At 48.3% G+C, this 17,896-nt stretch carries 10 protein-coding genes, 1 tRNA gene and 5 pseudogenes; 7 read left to right on the top strand and 9 right to left on the bottom strand.

All coding sequences use genetic code 11. The features are described from left to right. Position 1 precedes the first annotated feature (1 nt). The 3 genes and pseudogenes from yihI to hemN all read left to right on the top strand — a co-directional run bounded on the left by yihI (position 2) and on the right by hemN (position 2,668). A pseudogene (gene yihI, locus TZ48_RS04355) lies at positions 2–567 on the top strand (Der GTPase-activating protein YihI). A gap of 15 nt (positions 568–582) precedes the next feature. Continuing rightward, positions 583–1,077, top strand: a complete 495-nt coding sequence (locus TZ48_RS04350; RefSeq protein WP_112478371.1) for a DUF2489 domain-containing protein — start codon at positions 583–585, stop codon at positions 1,075–1,077. Between the two features lie 200 nt (positions 1,078–1,277). Continuing rightward, positions 1,278–2,668 (top strand): annotated as a pseudogene (gene hemN, locus TZ48_RS04345) (oxygen-independent coproporphyrinogen III oxidase). A 54-nt stretch (positions 2,669–2,722) separates the two neighbouring features. Here hemN and TZ48_RS04340 read toward each other — a convergent pair. The 6 genes and pseudogenes from TZ48_RS04340 to glnA all read right to left on the bottom strand — a co-directional run bounded on the left by TZ48_RS04340 (position 2,723) and on the right by glnA (position 10,200). Then, positions 2,723–5,281: a bifunctional diguanylate cyclase/phosphodiesterase gene (locus TZ48_RS04340; RefSeq protein WP_112478370.1), complete on the bottom strand. Its 2,559-nt coding sequence runs from the start codon at positions 5,279–5,281 to the stop codon at positions 2,723–2,725. A gap of 198 nt (positions 5,282–5,479) precedes the next feature. Further along, on the bottom strand, positions 5,480–6,829 hold the full coding sequence (gene glnG, locus TZ48_RS04335) for a nitrogen regulation protein NR(I) (protein WP_112478369.1): 1,350 nt from the start codon (positions 6,827–6,829) through the stop codon (positions 5,480–5,482). 101 nt (positions 6,830–6,930) lie between these two features. Then, positions 6,931–7,980, bottom strand: a complete 1,050-nt coding sequence (gene glnL, locus TZ48_RS04330; RefSeq protein ID WP_112478368.1) for a nitrogen regulation protein NR(II) — start codon at positions 7,978–7,980, stop codon at positions 6,931–6,933. 134 nt (positions 7,981–8,114) lie between these two features. Beyond that, the gene (locus tag TZ48_RS04325; protein WP_162674487.1) at positions 8,115–8,456 is read right to left on the bottom strand and encodes a hypothetical protein; all 342 of its coding nucleotides are present in this window, start codon (positions 8,454–8,456) and stop codon (positions 8,115–8,117) included. Positions 8,457–8,474: 18 nt separating this feature from the next. Beyond that, positions 8,475–8,627: pseudogene (locus TZ48_RS26245) on the bottom strand (DUF4124 domain-containing protein); the annotation flags it as partial. A 163-nt stretch (positions 8,628–8,790) separates the two neighbouring features. Next, the gene (gene glnA, locus TZ48_RS04320; RefSeq protein WP_006074981.1) at positions 8,791–10,200 is read right to left on the bottom strand and encodes a glutamate--ammonia ligase; all 1,410 of its coding nucleotides are present in this window, start codon (positions 10,198–10,200) and stop codon (positions 8,791–8,793) included. Positions 10,201–10,712: 512 nt separating this feature from the next. Here glnA and typA point away from each other — a divergent pair. Next, a pseudogene (typA, locus tag TZ48_RS04315) lies at positions 10,713–12,544 on the top strand (translational GTPase TypA). Positions 12,545–12,631: 87 nt separating this feature from the next. On the opposite strand, the gene pssA reads toward typA, so the two are convergent. Both pssA and TZ48_RS04305 read right to left on the bottom strand, forming a co-directional pair. Further along, positions 12,632–13,972, bottom strand: coding sequence for a CDP-diacylglycerol--serine O-phosphatidyltransferase (gene pssA / locus TZ48_RS04310; protein WP_112478366.1), 1,341 nt, complete (start codon positions 13,970–13,972; stop codon positions 12,632–12,634). Positions 13,973–14,062: 90 nt separating this feature from the next. Then, positions 14,063–14,494, bottom strand: coding sequence for a GNAT family N-acetyltransferase (locus tag TZ48_RS04305; protein ID WP_112478374.1), 432 nt, complete (start codon positions 14,492–14,494; stop codon positions 14,063–14,065). Positions 14,495–14,553: 59 nt separating this feature from the next. On the opposite strand from TZ48_RS04305, the gene murB reads away from it, so the two are divergent. Both murB and birA read left to right on the top strand, forming a co-directional pair. Then, positions 14,554–15,573, top strand: a complete 1,020-nt coding sequence (murB, locus tag TZ48_RS04300) for a UDP-N-acetylmuramate dehydrogenase (RefSeq protein ID WP_112478365.1) — start codon at positions 14,554–14,556, stop codon at positions 15,571–15,573. A 10-nt stretch (positions 15,574–15,583) separates the two neighbouring features. Next, positions 15,584–16,545: pseudogene (birA, locus tag TZ48_RS04295) on the top strand (bifunctional biotin--[acetyl-CoA-carboxylase] ligase/biotin operon repressor BirA). Between the two features lie 74 nt (positions 16,546–16,619). Here birA and coaA read toward each other — a convergent pair. After that, positions 16,620–17,543: a type I pantothenate kinase gene (gene coaA, locus TZ48_RS04290; RefSeq protein WP_112478373.1), complete on the bottom strand. Its 924-nt coding sequence runs from the start codon at positions 17,541–17,543 to the stop codon at positions 16,620–16,622. Between the two features lie 209 nt (positions 17,544–17,752). Between coaA and TZ48_RS04285 the strand changes: the two genes are divergently transcribed. Beyond that, positions 17,753–17,828, top strand: a tRNA-Thr gene (locus tag TZ48_RS04285). Positions 17,829–17,896 lie beyond the last annotated feature (68 nt).

Here is a 17,896-nt window from a genome sequence, read left to right as displayed (position 1 = left end):
AATAGAGTACGTAAGGAAAAATCAAGAAGCCGGGTTCGAACCTGAACCGGTAGTTGCGGTTACGCGTAACGTTCACAAGCGGACGTTGACGGCCGTCTTCGCAAGCGTTTGAAAAAGCGCAAGGGTCAGAAGTCGGGTAGCCGCCACTCTGAAGGTAAAGAAGTGAAGCAGGGCACAGGTTCTGCAAAACTGGATCCACGCCTTGGTAGTAAGAAAAAGATCCCACTGATTGTTGAGCCGAAGAAAAAACCGACTAAGGTTGAGCGCCGTCTTTCTGCTGAACAAGAGCTAGAGATGCTGGAGAATGATGCACAACTTAACGTGTTGCTGGATCGCATCGAAAGTGGTGAGAACCTAGGTGCTGGTCTTCAGAAGTACGTCGATGAGAAGCTGGATCGCATTGAGAAGCTGATGAACCAACTGGGTCTTATGGAACCTGAGTACGACGAAGAAGAAATGTTCGAAGAGCCAGTGGCAGCCATGTCTGCACCGAGCAAGAAAGCGAGCAGCGATGACGAGCTTCTGTCTCAGTTCGAAGATGTCGATATGGATCAGTTCAAAGGATAGCGAGAGGTAAAGTAGATGAATACCGTTACTCTGTTAGCCATTATTGGCACACTCATTATTGTGGGTTTGGCAGGCTACGCTGGGTATTTGCTACTGCAACTTAAAAAGCAAAAGGAGTTGCAACAGCAGCATCGCGATCTAGCGATTAAAAAGCGCAATGCCAACATTTTTGAAAGTGTTGATACCATTTGCTTGGCGACGATCCAAGGGCAGTGTGATCTTTCGGAAGCCGCCATCCGTCTCTACAACATCATGGATTATGTTCAAGGTGAGGAGCGTGTTGATTTCGATAAGCAGTTCCCAGCGACTGCTGAGCTTTACCATATCGTTAAAGACATGCCGCGCGGTGAGGCGAGACAAGCAATGGAAAAGCAGCAGCGCATGCGCGACAATTTAGCTAGGCAAAAAGCCGAAGCGCGCCTCAATGACAGCATCATTGAAGAGATGAAAGCGCTGCAACGCACAGTAAAGCCGCTTAACGATCAAATTGATATTAAGCTGGTGGGTTAAGGGTTGCTGCTTTAGGTAGGGCGAGTGATCGCCCTAGCAAATTTGGCGATTGCTTGCATCAAACCATAGTGATTGAAACACCCACAGTCGCTATGTGGTTTACTAGTGTGGCAAAATAGCGCCTTATCGAATGCGCTACCAACTCAAATACAGGTTGGCAGTCGCAGGGTGACAGCACCGTGTTTATTGGAAGTATGACCATGTCTCAAAATCAATCCGACACTCAACAGCAAATCGTCTGGGATCAAGCGATTCTCGATAAGTATAACTACTCGGGACCACGCTACACCTCTTACCCAACCGCGGTTGAGTTTCATGAAGCGTATACCATCTCTGATTTCGATATGGCTTGTACCCAATACCCAGACCGACCGCTGTCGCTGTATGTGCACATCCCATTCTGTCATAAGCTTTGCTACTACTGTGGCTGCAATAAAGTCATCACTCGTCACGCTCACAAGGCCGATGAGTACTTAGATGTGCTTGAGCACGAAATTCGTCAGCGTGCGACTCTGCTGCAAGGTCGTAAAGTAACACAGCTGCACTTTGGTGGTGGCACACCGACCTTTTTGTCGAAGAGCCAGATCAGTCGCTTGATGGCGATACTGCGTAGTGAATTCTTCTTTGAAGAGAGCGCTGAAATCAGTATTGAAGTTGACCCTCGCGAAATCGAACTGGACATGCTTGACCACCTTCGTGAAGAAGGGTTCAACCGTTTGAGTATCGGCGTGCAAGACTTCAATAAAGAAGTTCAAACCTTGGTTAACCGTGAGCAGGACGAAGAGTTTATCTTTGCGATGGCCAAACGCGCTAAAGAGCTTGGCTTCCGTTCTACCAACCTTGATTTGATCTACGGCTTGCCAAAGCAGACCCAAGCACGCTTTGCTGAAACTCTTGAGCAAGTGCTAACCATGCGTCCGGGTCGTCTGTCGGTGTTTAACTACGCTCACATGCCTAATTTGTTTGCCGCGCAGCTAAAATCAAAGACGAAGACCTACCGCAAGCGGAAGAGAAGATGGCTATCTTGCAAGATACCATCGCGACGCTAACCGGAGCTGGTTACCAGTTTATCGGAATGGATCACTTCGCACTTCCAGAAGATGAACTGGCGGTAGCACAACGTGCCGGTGAATTGCATCGTAACTTCCAAGGCTACACCACACAGGGTGACTGTGATTTGGTCGGCTTCGGCGTGTCGGCGATCTCTATGATTGGTGATAGCTACGCACAAAACCAAAAAGAGCTGAAGAAGTATTACGCTCAGGTCAACGAATTGCGTCATGCCTTGTGGAAAGGGGTTGTGCTGGATAAAGATGACTTGATCCGTCGTGAGGTGATTAAGCAGCTCATCTGTAACTTTAGCCTAGATAAGAAGTTCATCGAGAACACCTTCTCTATCGACTTTAATCAGTACTTTGCAGAAGATATGTCACTACTGCAGACTTTCATTGATGATGAGTTGGTGAGCGTCTCTGAGAACACGATTGATGTGACGCTCCGTGGTCGTTTATTGATCCGTAACATCTGCATGAGCTTTGATAAGTACTTACGTCAACGTGCGCGTCAGCAGCAGTTTTCGCGCGTGATTTAAGCACTCAATACTGACCCTAAAAAGTCCGCTCTATAGCGGACTTTTTTGTGCCTGTTATGTAGTTGGCTCTATGTTGGGTTCTTGCTGCCAGTGTAGGGATGGCCACTGCTCAAGCGGTAGTGGTGGGCTGAACAAGTACCCCTGCGCATGATGACATCCCAGCAGACGGATAAGCTCCGCTTGTACTGGCGTTTCAACGCCTTCTGCTACCAGACTAAACCCAAAGCTTCGTGATAGCTTGCTGATCGCGGCGACAACGCTATCATCGACATTGTCGCGCGTTAATCTATCGACAAACGCCTTATCGATTTTAATGCTGTCAAACGGCAGTTTGTGTAGGTAGGCCAGCGATGAATAGCCGGTGCCAAAGTCATCAATCGCAATACTTACACCAAGCGCTTTGATGTGCGCCATATTGGCAAGGATTACCGGATCGTTATCAGCGAGCTGAGATTCGGTAATTTCTACCGTCAATTGCTTCGCTGGGAATTTCGTTTGCTCAAGCAAGCGCTGCAACTGCCCAATATACTCTTTATCAGAAAGCTCAATGACGGAGACATTGATGTGCAGTTGAAATTGCGGTGGCAGCCTGCCTTGTTCAATGGCGCGCTTGACGGTTTGCATCGCATCTGCCGCCATATGCTGCCCTATGGCTTTGATAAGGCCAGAGCTCTCCGCCAGAGGAATAAAGCTCAATGGCGAAATGAACTTTCCATCTTGGTCACGCAGCCGTAATAGCGCTTCTGCGCCAAAAGGCGCGCCAGTGCGGATATCGACCAAAGGCTGGAAGTAAACTTCGAACAGGTCATGATCGAGTGCGTGCCTCAGATAAGTTAGCATTCGAGTCTTGTTCTTAGATTGCTCTGCCATTACTGGCGTGTAGACACTGATCCTGTTGTTATCGGTTTTGGCGTGACTCAAGGCAATTCCTGCATTTCTCAAGCACATATCAGCATTATCACAGTCGTGAGCGACACCGATGGAAATATTGAGGCTGAGTGGCTCCCCAGCGACGACAAACGGCGCTGCGAAAATTTGCTTTAGACGATGTTGATAACAGAGCTTTTCTTGCGAGCTGAGATTGGGCAGATAGATGGCAAACTCGTCGCCGCCGACACGTCCCAGCACGCCACTTTCCGTGAGAACCCAAGCTTTAAGGCGCTCAGCGACGATGGTCAGCAGTACATCGCCATAATGGTGACCCAAGCTGTCATTGATGTCACGAAATTGGTTGATACCAATCAGCAGCATGGCTCCGCAGCCGTTTTGTTGCGCTTTAAGTGAATCGCAGGTTTCTATAAACCCTTGGCGGCTGTAGAGTTTAGTCAGGCTGTCTCGGACAAGTTGCTCTCTGAGCGCATGAAACGAAGCTTGAAGGTGCGAACGCATTGCCGAGAAGCTTTGCAACAGCTGTGAAATTTCCGTGATTTGGTTACGTTTAGGTAGCGGGTAATCCCAAGAGCCATTGGCGATCTGTTTCGCTGCTTTTGCCGTTTCCGATAGTGGCACAGTGAGACGGTTGAGAACAAAAATGCCTAGTCCCATACCAGCAAGTCCAAGCAAAAGGCTAACCCAAAGCGTTTGCTGGCTGACGACGGGAATATCACCCATCAGATCCGCAGCCGAGATTACGACAACCACATACCAGTTGATTTGAGTGCTGGTTTGGTAGTGACTGACCATGATGTATTGAGTCTGTTCATCTTGATGAGTCAATAACACGGACTGTTTGTTGGACAGCATTTCAATCGCTTGACTAATGCGCTGTACCATTGGGTCTTTGCTGTTTGTCAGTAAACGGCGCTGACCTAAGTCATCGAGGATCGTTGTCGAATCGCTTTGCGCGATCAGCGCTTGTTTGGCGTCCATCACATAGACTTTGGCCTGGTGGGTAACATTCAAGCTGGCTAAAAACTGTCGGAAGGTATCGATCTGTACATCAACAGCGGCAACACCGACTAAAGAACGCTGTCCAGACTCCGATTGAAACACCGGGGCGAGGGCAGAAATAGTGACCTCTTGAGCAGCATCGGCGTTGGTATATACCTCAGACCATGCGGCTTGAAGCTGCTGGCGGATTGGTAAATACCAAGGGCGTTGACGTGGATCGTAGGCCGCAATGTGACCAAGGATATCCGAGCCTCTGTGGTCATCAGCATAGATCAGTAGATCGCCGTTGGTACCGGAATCTTTGACCATTAACGAGAATTTTGCCTGCTCTGCTGAGCGTTCTGCCGCTCTCATGGCCAAAAATTCTCCCTGCTCACCACCAAATCCCATAAGGTCGATTTGTGGTGACTGGACATTGAGAGTAGCGAAACTGGAACGCAGATAATCCTCGAGCTTTGTGGCGTCGTTCGGCGTATAGAGCTTGTGGTATTCGATGGCGTGAGCGAGCGCTTTTACTGCGGTCATCGGTTTATCTAAGTAGATATCCAAGCTCTGCACCACATTAGTAGTGAGACTCGATAGCTGCTTTTCACTTACATCCAGCGCTAAGTCATCGTAACGCTGCTTCTGCAGCCACAAAATAGTGCCAACCGAGCACAAGAACACCACGATAAAAGGCGCAATGAGTGCTTTTTTGAGAGAGAGCGTAAACAATCCAGGCATAGAGATAGGGCACTTAACCGATAAAACATAATTCGAGAAGAGCGGGTATCTGGTTATCACGCTCTGTTATTTTATCGACCAAACTAGCGGGAAGTTTAGGCCATTGTGGCAAATAATGGCCTATTTTATTGATATGTCGCTTAATAACGGGAGGGGTTAGTGGTTGCTAAACTCCTCCATAACGTATTGGAAGTATGGCTAGTAGAGCTCTTTAAGCTTGCGAGTTAGGGTATTGCGACCCCAGCCGAGCACCTTAGCGGCATCTTGTTTGTGACCATTGGTATGCGAGAGTGCTGCCTCAAGCAAAATGCGTTCAAACTCCGGTTGAGCGCGATTGAGGATCTCAGTTTCTCCCGAAGCTAGAGCTTGCTGTGCCCATGATGAGAGCAGTTGCTGCCAATCACCGCCGCTCATCTCGGTCATGCGTTTCGGCTCATCAAGTAACTCTGGTGGCAAGTCATTGGGCAGTATTTCACTGCCACTCGCCATCACTGTTAGCCAGCGACAAGTGTTTTCTAGCTGGCGCACGTTACCCGGCCAATCAAGTTGGTTGAGGATCTCGACTGTATCGGGATTGAGTGATTTGGTTTCTACGCCTAGCTCTTCTGCAGCCAGTGAGAGGAAGTGCAGCGTGAGTTTTTCAATATCTTGCTTACGCTCTCTCAGAGAAGGTATGTGGATGCGAATGACGTTCAAGCGATGGAACAAGTCTTCACGAAACTCCCCCTCATTCACTAACTTCTCCAAGTTTTGGTGCGTAGCAGCGACGATTCGCACATCAACTTTAACGGCAGAGTGTCCACCAACGCGATAGAACTGACCGTCGGCCAACACGCGCAGTAAGCGGGTTTGAATGTCGAGTGGCATGTCACCAATCTCATCCAAGAACAGGGTACCGCCGTTGGCTTGCTCAAAGCGGCCTTGTCTCACACTGTTAGCGCCGGTAAACGCGCCTTTCTCATGGCCGAACAGCTCTGATTCGATCAAGTCTTTAGGGATGGCCGCCATGTTTAGAGCGATAAAAGGTTTGCTTGAACGAGGGCTATGGCGATGCAGCGCATGAGCGACAAGCTCTTTACCTGTACCTGATTCACCGTTGATGAGCACTGATATGGAAGAGCGTGACAGTCTGCCGATGGCGCGAAACACTTCTTGCATCGCGGGTGCTTCACCAATGATCTCTGGCGCTTCAGCGGCAATAGTTTCTTCAGTGGATAGGGCGCTTTTTTGCTCTTGGCTATGGGTGATCGCACGCTCGACTAAGGTGAGGGTTTCGTCGATATCGAACGGTTTTGGCAGGTACTCAAACGCCCCTTTTTGATAAGCGTTGACCGCGGCGTCCAAATCAGAGTGCGCCGTCATGATGATCACTGGCAGCTCCGGTGCGCTCTGCTGAACGCGATTGAGCAGCTCAATACCGTCGATGCCAGGCATGCGAATGTCCGACACCAACACATCTGGCGTTTCACGCTCCAACGCCATTAGCACGCTTTCCGCATCGGCGAAGGTCTCACACTTAATGTTTGCCGACGACAGGGTTTTGTCCATTACCCATCGTATCGAGCTGTCGTCATCGACGACCCATACATACTCCTTTACTCATAGCCAAACTTCCTTACAGCAAGCCATCCAATCGCCTCTCAGGGCATTTAAATGGGCAGATAAATAGTAAAAATGGTACGACCGGGCCAACTTTCTACGTCTATTTTTCCATTGTGTTGGTCGATCAAGTTTTGCGAAATGGACAAGCCAAGTCCGGTGCCGCCTTCTCGACCACTGACCATCGGGTAAAACAGTGTGTCTTGAAGGTCGGCAGGAATGCCTGGGCCATTGTCGATAATTTCTATGCGAGCCGCGAGCTTGTGGCGCTGACCGTGTATGTTGGCTTGATGCACGGTGCGGGTACGCATGGTGATCTTGCCATTGTCTTGACGGCTGAGAATTTGTGCGGCATTGCTGGTGATATTGAGCAGCGCCTGCTCGATTTGATCCGTGTCCATTAAAATTGGCGGCAGACTCGGATCGTAGTCGCGCTCGATAGCCAGTCCAGCGCCGGCTTCTAGCTCCACTAACTGGCGTACTTTCTCCAAAATCAGATGGAGGTTTTCTTGTTTTTTGGTGCCCGGTTTTTGTGGGCCGAGTAGCCGATCGACCAGGGCTCTTAGTCGGTCAGCTTGCTCAATAATAATGTTGGTGTATTCGTTGAGAGAAGGGTCTGGCAACATTTTCGACAGCAGCTGCGCCGCGCCACGCAAACCCCCTAGTGGGTTTTTGATCTCATGGGCAAGGCCACGAACCAGAAGCTTTGCGGCTTGCTGCTGAGCATGTTGGTTAAGCTCTTGGGTTAGCCTCTTTTGCTGGCCAATCTTGCGCATCTCTACCAGCAGCATCAGCTCTTTGTTCCAAGAGAGTGGACTGACCGTCACCTCAAGCAGTAAAGGCTTACCATCAACAACAAAGGTCACGTCGCTGTCGGTAATGCTTTGGCCGCTTTGTAGGGGCTGAGTGAGTAGCGCGAGATCCAGCGACGCGTGTTGAATAAACTGCGACAAGTGACAGCCCACCAAGCGCTTTGAGCTTTGAGAAAAAAGTTGTTCAGCAGATGGGTTGGCATATTGAACCGTCAGCCCTTCGTTGAGCATCAATGTTGCCGTCACAACATTGTTGAGTATTGCATCGGTCAATTCACAGTTTGCCACACGCTCTCCTTACGCTGTTCTAATTTGGTGCACTGCACGAGCGAGGTTCGCTCTGTGCACTAAAATGGTGCATCGAATAAGCTAAGTATGGCGCAATTTAAACTAGAGTAAAAGCGTCAGGGCGGCTCTGCTTACTATTGCACCGATGCACGATGAAGATGCACTGTTATAGTATCGGATGATGCAATTACCTTGCCGCTTTGCTGCACTCGTATGGTTAAGGTGTGAGTACCGCGATCTATGTTGGTCAAACGCCAACTTGTCGTGGTTTGTGGTGAGCCATAAGGTTTGCCATCGAGAAGAAGTTGCAAGGCTTGTTCTTCATTCAGCGAGCCCTTGAGAAAGGCGCTGACAGAGAAGTCACCAGCGTTATTTCGTATCGTCGCATCATGTTGCGGACTTGCAATGGTCAGGGTGAGCTTCGCGTTTGTTTTAGCTTGGCTTTGATCCAAGAATGGGCTTGATGTCCAATCCACTGGTGCCTCGTTGAGAACTTGTGGTGGTGGAGGCACATCTGGCAGCGATAGAGCCTGCGCATTTTTGCTATCGGGAAAATCGCTAAAGTGGAGGTTTCCTTGCTCGTCTTTCCAATGATAAATATCGGTCGCAAAGATAGGGCTGCTAACAAGGAAGAATAAGCCAGCGATAGTCGGAAAAATGCATCGCGCAGCATCATACGATAGACCTTACATTGGGTGAGAAAGTCTAGTAATGCTAACGCGCAGAGTGGGGATTTCGAATAGAAAAAAGGCCCGCCTGCGAGGCGAGCCTAATAATTATGAAAACATGAAAGTCATGTCATTCTGTCTATTAAACAGAGTAGTACAGTTCAAACTCAAGTGGGTGAGTTGTCATGTTTACTTTCTCTACGTCTTGAGACTTAAGATCGATGTAAGAATCGATAAAGTCATCAGAGAATACACCGCCAGATGTTAGGAACTCACGGTCAGCGTCTAGACACTCTAGCGCTTCTTTTAGTGAGTAAGCCACTGTTGGGATCTCTGCCGCTTCTTCAGCTGGTAGATCGTAAAGGTCTTTATCCATTGCTTCGCCTGGGTGGATCTTGTTCTTGATACCGTCAAGACCAGCCATAAGCATTGCAGCAAAACATAGGTATGGGTTTGCTGATGGGTCACCGAAACGTAGTTCGATACGACGTGCTTTCGGGCTTGGTACCACTGGGATACGGATAGAAGCGCTGCGGTTACGTGCAGAGTAAGCAAGCATAACTGGTGCTTCGAAGCCTGGTACAAGACGCTTGTACGAGTTAGTAGATGCGTTAGCAAATGCGTTGATTGCTTTAGCGTGCTTGATAACACCACCGATGTAGTAAAGCGCCATTTCAGATAGGCCGCCGTACTTGTCGCCAGCGAACAGGTTAACACCGTCTTTCGCTAGAGATTGGTGAACGTGCATACCGCTGCCGTTGTCACCAACTAGTGGCTTAGGCATGAATGTTGCTGTTTTACCAAATGCGTGAGCAACGTTGTGTACAACGTACTTGTAAACTTGGATTTCGTCCGCTTTAGCTGTTAGCGTGTTGAAACGAGTTGCGATTTCGTTCTGACCCGCAGTCGCTACTTCGTGGTGGTGCGCTTCAACAACTTGACCCATTTCTTCTAGAACGAGACACATTGCAGAACGGATGTCTTGAGAAGAGTCAACTGGCGCTACTGGGAAGTAACCACCTTTAACGCCTGGACGGTGACCTTTGTTACCGCCTTCGAAGTCAGTACCTGTGTTCCAAGCTGCTTCTACGTCGTCGATTTTGAAGAATGAACCAGACATGTCTGTTGCAAACTTAACGTCGTCGAATAGGAAGAACTCTGGCTCTGGACCCACTAGAACAGTATCGGCGATACCTGTTGAGCGTAGGTAGTCTTCAGCGCGCTTAGCGATTGAACGTGGGTCACGGTCGTAGCCTTGCATAGTTGCAGGCTCTAGGATGTCACAACGAATGTTCAGAGTTGCGTCTTCAGTGAATGGGTCAAGAACCGCGCTTGCTGCGTCTGGCATCATCACCATGTCTGACTCGTTGATGCCTTTCCAGCCAGCAACAGAAGAACCGTCAAACATTTTACCTTCTTCAAAGAAGTCTGCGTCTACTTGGTGTGCAGGGATAGAAACGTGTTGCTCTTTACCCTTAGTGTCTGTAAAGCGTAGATCTACGAATTTAACTTCGTTCTCTTGGATCAGCGATAGAACATTTTCTACTGACATCTTGGAAAACCTCCAGTGTTATTAAAGCGGTTAAGTGCTCGATTAGTGTTAATCGGCATTGATTAACGTCTGCTTAATGAAGTGCGTTAATCGATGCTGATTCTAATAAAGCTAGAACCGTGCCAAAAAATAATTCCTTTATTTTTCAATGCTATAAAAAACTTAGTCCCAAATTGGAGCAAACGTTTGCACCAAAATGATCATTGATTGCACTATTAGTGTGCAATGTTAAATTCTTGCACCAAGTTGAATCAAATAGCCCATACATTCAGCATGGTTTTGGTTCACCTGTCAACCCATACCTTGAGCTTGGCTTCGGTCATGCTTCTATTTGGTGAAGTGGCGGCTTTGTGGCGTCGTTTTACAGCAAAACCAGTCTAAAGCGACTATGTTTAAGCAAGATTTCAACGAAGAAGATCACAACTCTCGTTATTTCTGGTATATTGCGGGCGTTTTTTTTAATCGAGTCAGCGGCTATCGTGCGGCGACTCTTGACTGAGTGAAAGAAATCTATGTCAACTCCACAGATTGATAAGTTAAGAAACATTGCGATTATCGCGCACGTTGACCACGGTAAAACTACCCTTGTTGACAAGCTGCTTCAGCAATCCGGTACTCTTGAGTCTCGCGGTGAAACTGAAGAGCGAGTTATGGACTCGAACGATATTGAAAAAGAGCGTGGTATTACCATTCTTGCTAAGAATACCGCGATCAACTGGAACGACTACCACATCAACATCGTAGATACTCCGGGACACGCGGACTTCGGTGGTGAAGTAGAGCGTATTATGTCGATGGTAGACTCAGTACTACTTATCGTTGACGCAGTAGACGGTCCAATGCCACAAACGCGTTTCGTAACGCAAAAAGCCTTCGCGCACGGTCTAAAGCCAATTGTTGTTATCAACAAGATTGACCGTCCAGGTGCTCGCCCTGATTGGGTAATGGATCAAGTATTTGACCTATTCGACAACCTAGGTGCATCTGACGAACAGCTAGACTTCCAAGTAGTTTACGCATCAGCACTAAACGGTTGGGCGACGCTTGAAGAAGGCGAAGAAGGCGAGAACATGGAAGCACTATTCCAAGCTATCGTTGACAACGTAGAAGCGCCAGCGGTTGACCCAGAGGGTGCACTACAGATGCAGATCTCTCAGCTAGACTACAGCTCATACGTGGGTGTTATCGGTGTTGGCCGTGTAACTCGCGGTACGGTTAAGCCTAACCAACAAGTAACGGTTATCGGTGCAGACGGTAAGACTCGCAACGGTAAAGTAGGCACTATCCTAGGTTACCTAGGCCTTGAGCGTCACGAAGTTCAGCAAGCAACGGCGGGCGACATCATCGCAATCACAGGTCTTGGCGAGCTAAAAATCTCTGACACTATCTGTGCGCAGGGTGAAGTAGAAGCACTACCAGCACTGTCTGTTGACGAACCAACAGTAACCATGACGTTCCAAGTAAACACGTCTCCATTCGCAGGTAAAGAAGGTAAGTTCGTGACTTCACGTAACATCCTTGAGCGTCTAGAGAAAGAATTGGTACACAACGTTGCACTGCGCGTTGAGCAACTTGACGATCCAGACAAGTTCCGTGTATCAGGTCGTGGTGAATTACACCTATCTATCCTTATCGAAAACATGCGTCGTGAAGGCTTCGAGCTAGCGGTTTCTCGTCCTGAAGTTATCATCAAAGAAGAAGATGGTCAGAAGCAAGAGCCGTACGAAACTGTGACTATCGACGTAATGGAAGAGCACCAAGGTAGCATCATGGAAGCTATCGGTCTTCGTAAGGGTGAGCTAACTGACATGGCTCCAGATGCAAAGGCCGTATCCGTATGGATTTCATGATGCCATCTCGTGGTCTAATCGGTTTCCAAACTGAGTTCATGACGCTAACGTCTGGTTCTGGTCTTCTTTACCACACGTTCGATCACTACGGTCCATTCAAGGGCGGTGAAATCGGTCAGCGTGTAAACGGTGTGCTTATCTCAAACGGTGCTGGTAAAGCACTGACTAACGCACTGTTCAACCTACAAGAGCGCGGCCGTATGTTTATCGGTCACGGTGTTGAGGTTTACGAAGGCATGGTTATCGGTATCCACAGCCGTGACAACGACCTAACGGTTAACCCGCTTAAAGGTAAGCAGCTAACTAACGTTCGTGCATCTGGTACAGATGACGCACAGGTTCTTACTCCGCCAATCATCATGACTCTAGAGCAAGCGCTTGAGTTCATCGACGATGACGAGCTAGTAGAAGTCACACCTGAAAGCATCCGCATCCGTAAGAAGTTCCTATCGGAAAGCGACCGTAAGCGTGCGAGCCGTGAAGCTAAGTCTTAATTGATTTAGGTTCGATGTGAAAAACCAGCCGAGAGGCTGGTTTTTTGTTTGAACGGTATTTTATCTCAAGGACCAAGGACCGATTTCTTAAAGCAACTGCTTCAAAACCCGATCAGCTCTAACCCGAGTAATCTTCTTCAACAACTTCTGCACCGGAACCGGATAATTCTCCACCTTCTCAAGCTGCTTGTAAGTACAAATCAACTGAGTATGTTCAAGAATATTCTCAATCTCAGCATCAAACTTCTCAACTAAGTGCGAGTAGTGATCCTGAATCAGAATCGCGTTCTCAAGATCTAGGCTCCAAGCGCGTGGGTTAAGGTTGTTACCCGTGATCAGCATGTAGCGCTTATCCACCCATATGCCTTTCAAGTGGAAGCTGTTGTCATCGTGCTTCCAAAGACGGATACACAAATTACGGCTTGCGATGTGCGCTTCGTTGGCTTTTGCAAAACGACGCAGGTTCATTTCATACAGATACGGCAAGCCACCAATGGTCTTAAAGTCTTCTTCTGGTGAAATGTAGAAGTCGTTAGCGGTCTTATCACCAACGACAATACGCACTTTGACGCCGCGTTTTAGCGCGCGTTTGATCTCTTTCGCGACCGATTTAGGGAAGTTGAAATAAGGCGTACAAATAAAGATTTCGTCTTTGGCGCTGGCAAGGAGCTGATTGATGCTTTGGTTAAGCTTATTGCGACGCTTACCAATACCCACAATCGGCGTGACCGATACTTGGCTCTCGTTCGCAGGCTCGGCATCAAATTCATAGCGTGCTTGAGATAGTGAGCCACGCAGTTGGCGGATCTCCGCTTTGATTTCTTTTGTGGTTGGCTTTTGTGGCAGCGACAAGTCATTGACCGCTGGATTGGCGATCATCTCAGTGGCCACAAAGTTCGCCATACTGTTGGCAAGCTTGGCGTTTTCGAGCACGTGGTAGCGGTCGAAACGATAGCGGTCTTTATAATTCAGGTAGATGTTGTTAAGGCTGGCACCGCTGTAAATCACTTTATCGTCGATGATAAAGCCTTTTAGGTGCAGTACGCCGAACACTTCACGACCGCGAACCGGAATACCATACACAGGGACACCATATTGGTGTTTTTCACGAAACTCGCGATACATCACCGCGTTGCCGTCAGATTGCTTAGCGCCAATCAGACCGCGCTGAGCTCGATGCCAGTCAACACAGACGGCAATATCCAGGGCTGGGTTATTTTGTTTCGCTTGATAAAGCTCGCTAAGAATTTGGCGTCCTGCGTCGTCATCTTCCAAATACAGTGCGACTAGGTAGATTCTTGACTTTGCTTCGCGTATCGCTTGAATGAGATGTTCGCGATAGTCGCTTGCAGAGAGTAAAACATTGAGTTTACTCGGATCCTGCGCGATTGAGGGAAGCTGTTCAAAAGAGTTCCTAAAAGCCATCATGTAGAGACTGTACCTTTGGTCATTGCAAAATTGCGAACCTAGAATTTTACCAAATTCTTGCCCTAAATGGGTAGTAAACCGTTGATAAGTTTAACGGGGATCAAGGTAACGCATCGCAACGAGCGACTTACCACCCTGAATATAGCGACAAAACAGCTGTTTAAGTGGGTTGGGTAAGTCTTCTTCTGCTAGAGTTTTAAAGCCATGCTGTGCGTAAAAACTCTCAAGGTGACCCAGGGCGAAACAAAAATCGCCATCTTTGAGTTCCGTTTGTTGCAGTTGCGCCATCAGTTGGTGACCTAAACCCAAACCGCGCTGCTCGGGGACGACCAGCATACCGGTCATGAGCCGATACTGCTCAATGGAGCGAAAACGAACCAGGGCACTTAGGGTTTGATTGCGACTTAGCGTCACGATGCGTTCATCGCTTTTTGGCTTACCAGCAGGGTAGTGCGCTTTGTAGAGTTTTTTTGCAATCGGGAGCTTTATCGGGTCAAGCACACCGAAATTTAACGTATCCATAGCCAATTCGGACTCCAAAAGGATAGAATAGCGGCAGTGTAAGCCATCAATCGACGCCCATGCAAATTCAAAACAACGCTCAGCTCCGCCCATATCACACCTTTGGTATTGATCAGCAATGTCACGCTTTAGTCGAGGTTCACTCGGTTGAGGATTTAATTGCTGTCTATCAGCGCCCAGAGTGGCAAGATCTGCCAAAACTGATGTTAGGTAAGGGCAGTAATATGCTGTTCACTGCGCCTTTTGAGGGCGTCGTGATCATTAATCGCTTGAGCGGTATTGAAGTGAGCGATACGGCATCCACACACAAGCTACATATTAGTGGCGGTGAGGATTGGCCAAATTTGGTGAAGTGGTGTGTGGAACATGGCTATGCGGGCATTGAAAATTTGGCCTTGATACCGGGCTGTTCGGGCAGCGCGCCGATTCAAAATATTGGCGCTTACGGTATTGAGCTAAAAGATGTTTGTCGTTACGTTGATTATCTTTGTTTGCAAACGTTCGAAGTTAAAAGGCTTTCTCGAGATGAATGTCAATTTGGCTATCGCGATTCTATTTTTAAACATGCCTTGAAAGATAAGGCCATTGTGACGGCTATCGGCCTAGAGCTGGATAAACAATGGCGCCCGAACCTTAGCTATGGACCGCTCCAATCGCTGGATCTGACCACTGTAACGCCTAAGCAGGTGTTCGATGTCGTTGTGAAAGTTCGTCAAGAAAAACTGCCTGACCCTGCTGTGACTGGCAACGCGGGTAGCTTCTTCAAAAATCCAATTATCAGCCAAGCCTTGTACGCATCAGTTAAGTCTGAGCACGACGCAGTTGTCGCTTATCCAGCCGAGGATGGAATGAAACTCGCGGCTGGCTGGCTTATTGACCAGTGCGGCCTGAAAGGGCATCAAATCGGTGGTGCTATGGTGCATCCAAACCAGGCTTTGGTTTTGGTTAATCATGATGATGCCACGGCTGACGATGTGGTTCGCCTAGCGGCGTTTGTACGTCAAAGCGTGCTCGATAAATTTGGTGTTGAACTTGAGCATGAGGTGCGCTTTATGGGCGCAAGCATGAAGTGTATTTAAAGGATGTGCTATGAGAGAACATCAAATGAAGCTGGCTATACTCACCAGGCTCGCCACTGGTGGCTTCCACTCAGGTGAGACATTGGGCGAAGATCTTGGGATCTCGCGTGCGGCAGTGAGTAAACACATTAAAGGCATTCAAGAGTGGGGCGTAGATATTTTCCGAGTTCAGGGCAAAGGCTATCAATTAGCTCAGCCGATGGAACTATTAAGCGAAAAGCGCCTTGCAGAGAGTGTGTCGACACGTTTGAGCTGATCCCAATCATTGATTCAACCAACCAGTACCTACTCGACAAGCAAGAATCCTTAGAGTCTGGCAGCGTCTGTATCTCAGAGTATCAAGCTAAAGGTCGTGGACGCCGTGGCAGACAATGGGTATCGCCGTTTGGCAGCAACCTGTACCTATCGATGTACTGGCGCTTGGAAGCTGGGATGGCAGCGGCGATGGGGCTTAGCTTGGTCGTGGGTGTTGCTATCGTTGAAGCACTGCAAGAGCTAGGGATTGAGGGAGTGAAGCTTAAGTGGCCGAATGACCTGTACTACCGTGACAAAAAGCTCGCCGGAATTTTGGTTGAAATGTCAGGCCAAGCGGGCGGCGCCGCAAACTTAGTGATTGGTATGGGAATGAACCTCAACATGAGTGAGCAAGTGACCGGTATCGATCAGCCTTGGACATCACTCAGTGACGTGGTTGATACTCCATTTAGCCGTAATGATCTCGTCGTCGCGTTTATTAAAGCTTGGCAAGCGGCATTGGAAGATTATGAACTGCGCGGTTTGCATGGCTTTGTCGAGCGCTGGAATCAGCACGACAACTTCTTAGGTCGTGAAGTCAAACTGATCATGGGTCAGCGTGAGATCAAAGGCATTGTGCGAGGCATTGACGCGACAGGCGCAGTACTGCTTGAAACTGAGCGAGGGATTGAGTCGTACGTTGGCGGTGAAATATCGCTACGAAAAGCCAGCGATTAAAGGTTTCATGCCTCCAAGGACCAAGGACCAAGGACCAAGGACCAAGGACCAAGGACCAAGGACCAGTACTTTACCTATTTTCTAAGATATACGGTCTCAACACTGTGGTCTGCGCCTTTCTGTAAGATGAGCTGAGCACGCTCTTTAGTCGGTAGGATGTTTTCGACCAAGTTTAATCCATTGATCGAAGCCCAAATCGTCTTTGCTTTAGATTGCGCTTCTGCTTCAGTCAATTGAGTGTAGTGACTGAAGTAAGAGCCTGGCTTAGTAAACGCACCCTCACGGAATTTCATAAAGCGATTGACGTACCACTGTTCAATTTGTTCGCTGTCGGCATCGACATAGAGTGAAAAGTCGAGGAAGTCGGAGATGAACACGCGATGTGGATCGTGTGGGTAGTCCATACCACTTTGCAGTACGTTTAGCCCTTCAATAATCAGCACGTCAGGAAGGTCAACGACCTTTTCTTCTTCCGTGATGTCGTAAGTGATGTGCGAATAGACCGGCGCCTGAACATTTCTTTTGCACGCTTTCACATCAGACACAAACTGCACCAGGCGGCGCATGTCGTAAGACTCTGGAAAGCCTTTTTTACTCATCAGCCCTTTTTCTAGTAGTGTCTTGTTCGGGTACAAGAAGCCGTCCGTGGTAATCAGTTCCACTTTTGGGTGATTGTCCCAGCGGCTTAACAGTGCTTTGAGAAGACGTGCGGTGGTACTTTTACCAACCGCGACGCTGCCTGCGATACCTATGACAAACGGTGGCGTGTGTTCGGTATTACCCAAAAATTCACCCAGTACAGAGTTACGGCGCTGTCTTGCTGCAACATAAAGGTTAAGCAACCTAGAAAGTGGCAGATAGACGTCAGTGGCTTCCTGCATAGTTAGTTTTTCATTGATGCCTTGAAGCTCTTTTAGGTCTTCTTCTGTGAGGGTCATGGGTACGGCGTTACGAAGCGCTGACCATTGCTCTCGACTGAATGACATAAAGGGACTCATAGGTAACCTAACCATGGAATAAAGTGACTGAGTGCTGAACATACCTGAAGCAAGGGATAAATCAAATAATTCATGCAATAGGGTTACGCTAATTCCCCGAAATGTGTACAAAAAGTCGTCAAACAAAAAGAATGTGGTGAAAATCGGATTTTTTTTTAATTTAACGGTTGCATCCACAAGATTCATTCAATAGAATGCGCTCCACTTATGCCGACTTAGCTCAGTAGGTAGAGCAACTGACTTGTAATCAGTAGGTCACCAGTTCGATTCCGGTAGTCGGCACCATTTTCACTTTGCCTAGGGCAATGATGACGAAAATGGTAAGTAAAATTTGGGGGGTCCCGAGTGGCCAA

This window comes from Vibrio variabilis (assembly GCF_003263785.1).
Classification (GTDB): domain Bacteria; phylum Pseudomonadota; class Gammaproteobacteria; order Enterobacterales; family Vibrionaceae; genus Vibrio; species Vibrio variabilis.
Note: the sequence above shows the minus strand (reverse complement) of the source record. Positions and strands in the feature narration are given on the sequence as shown.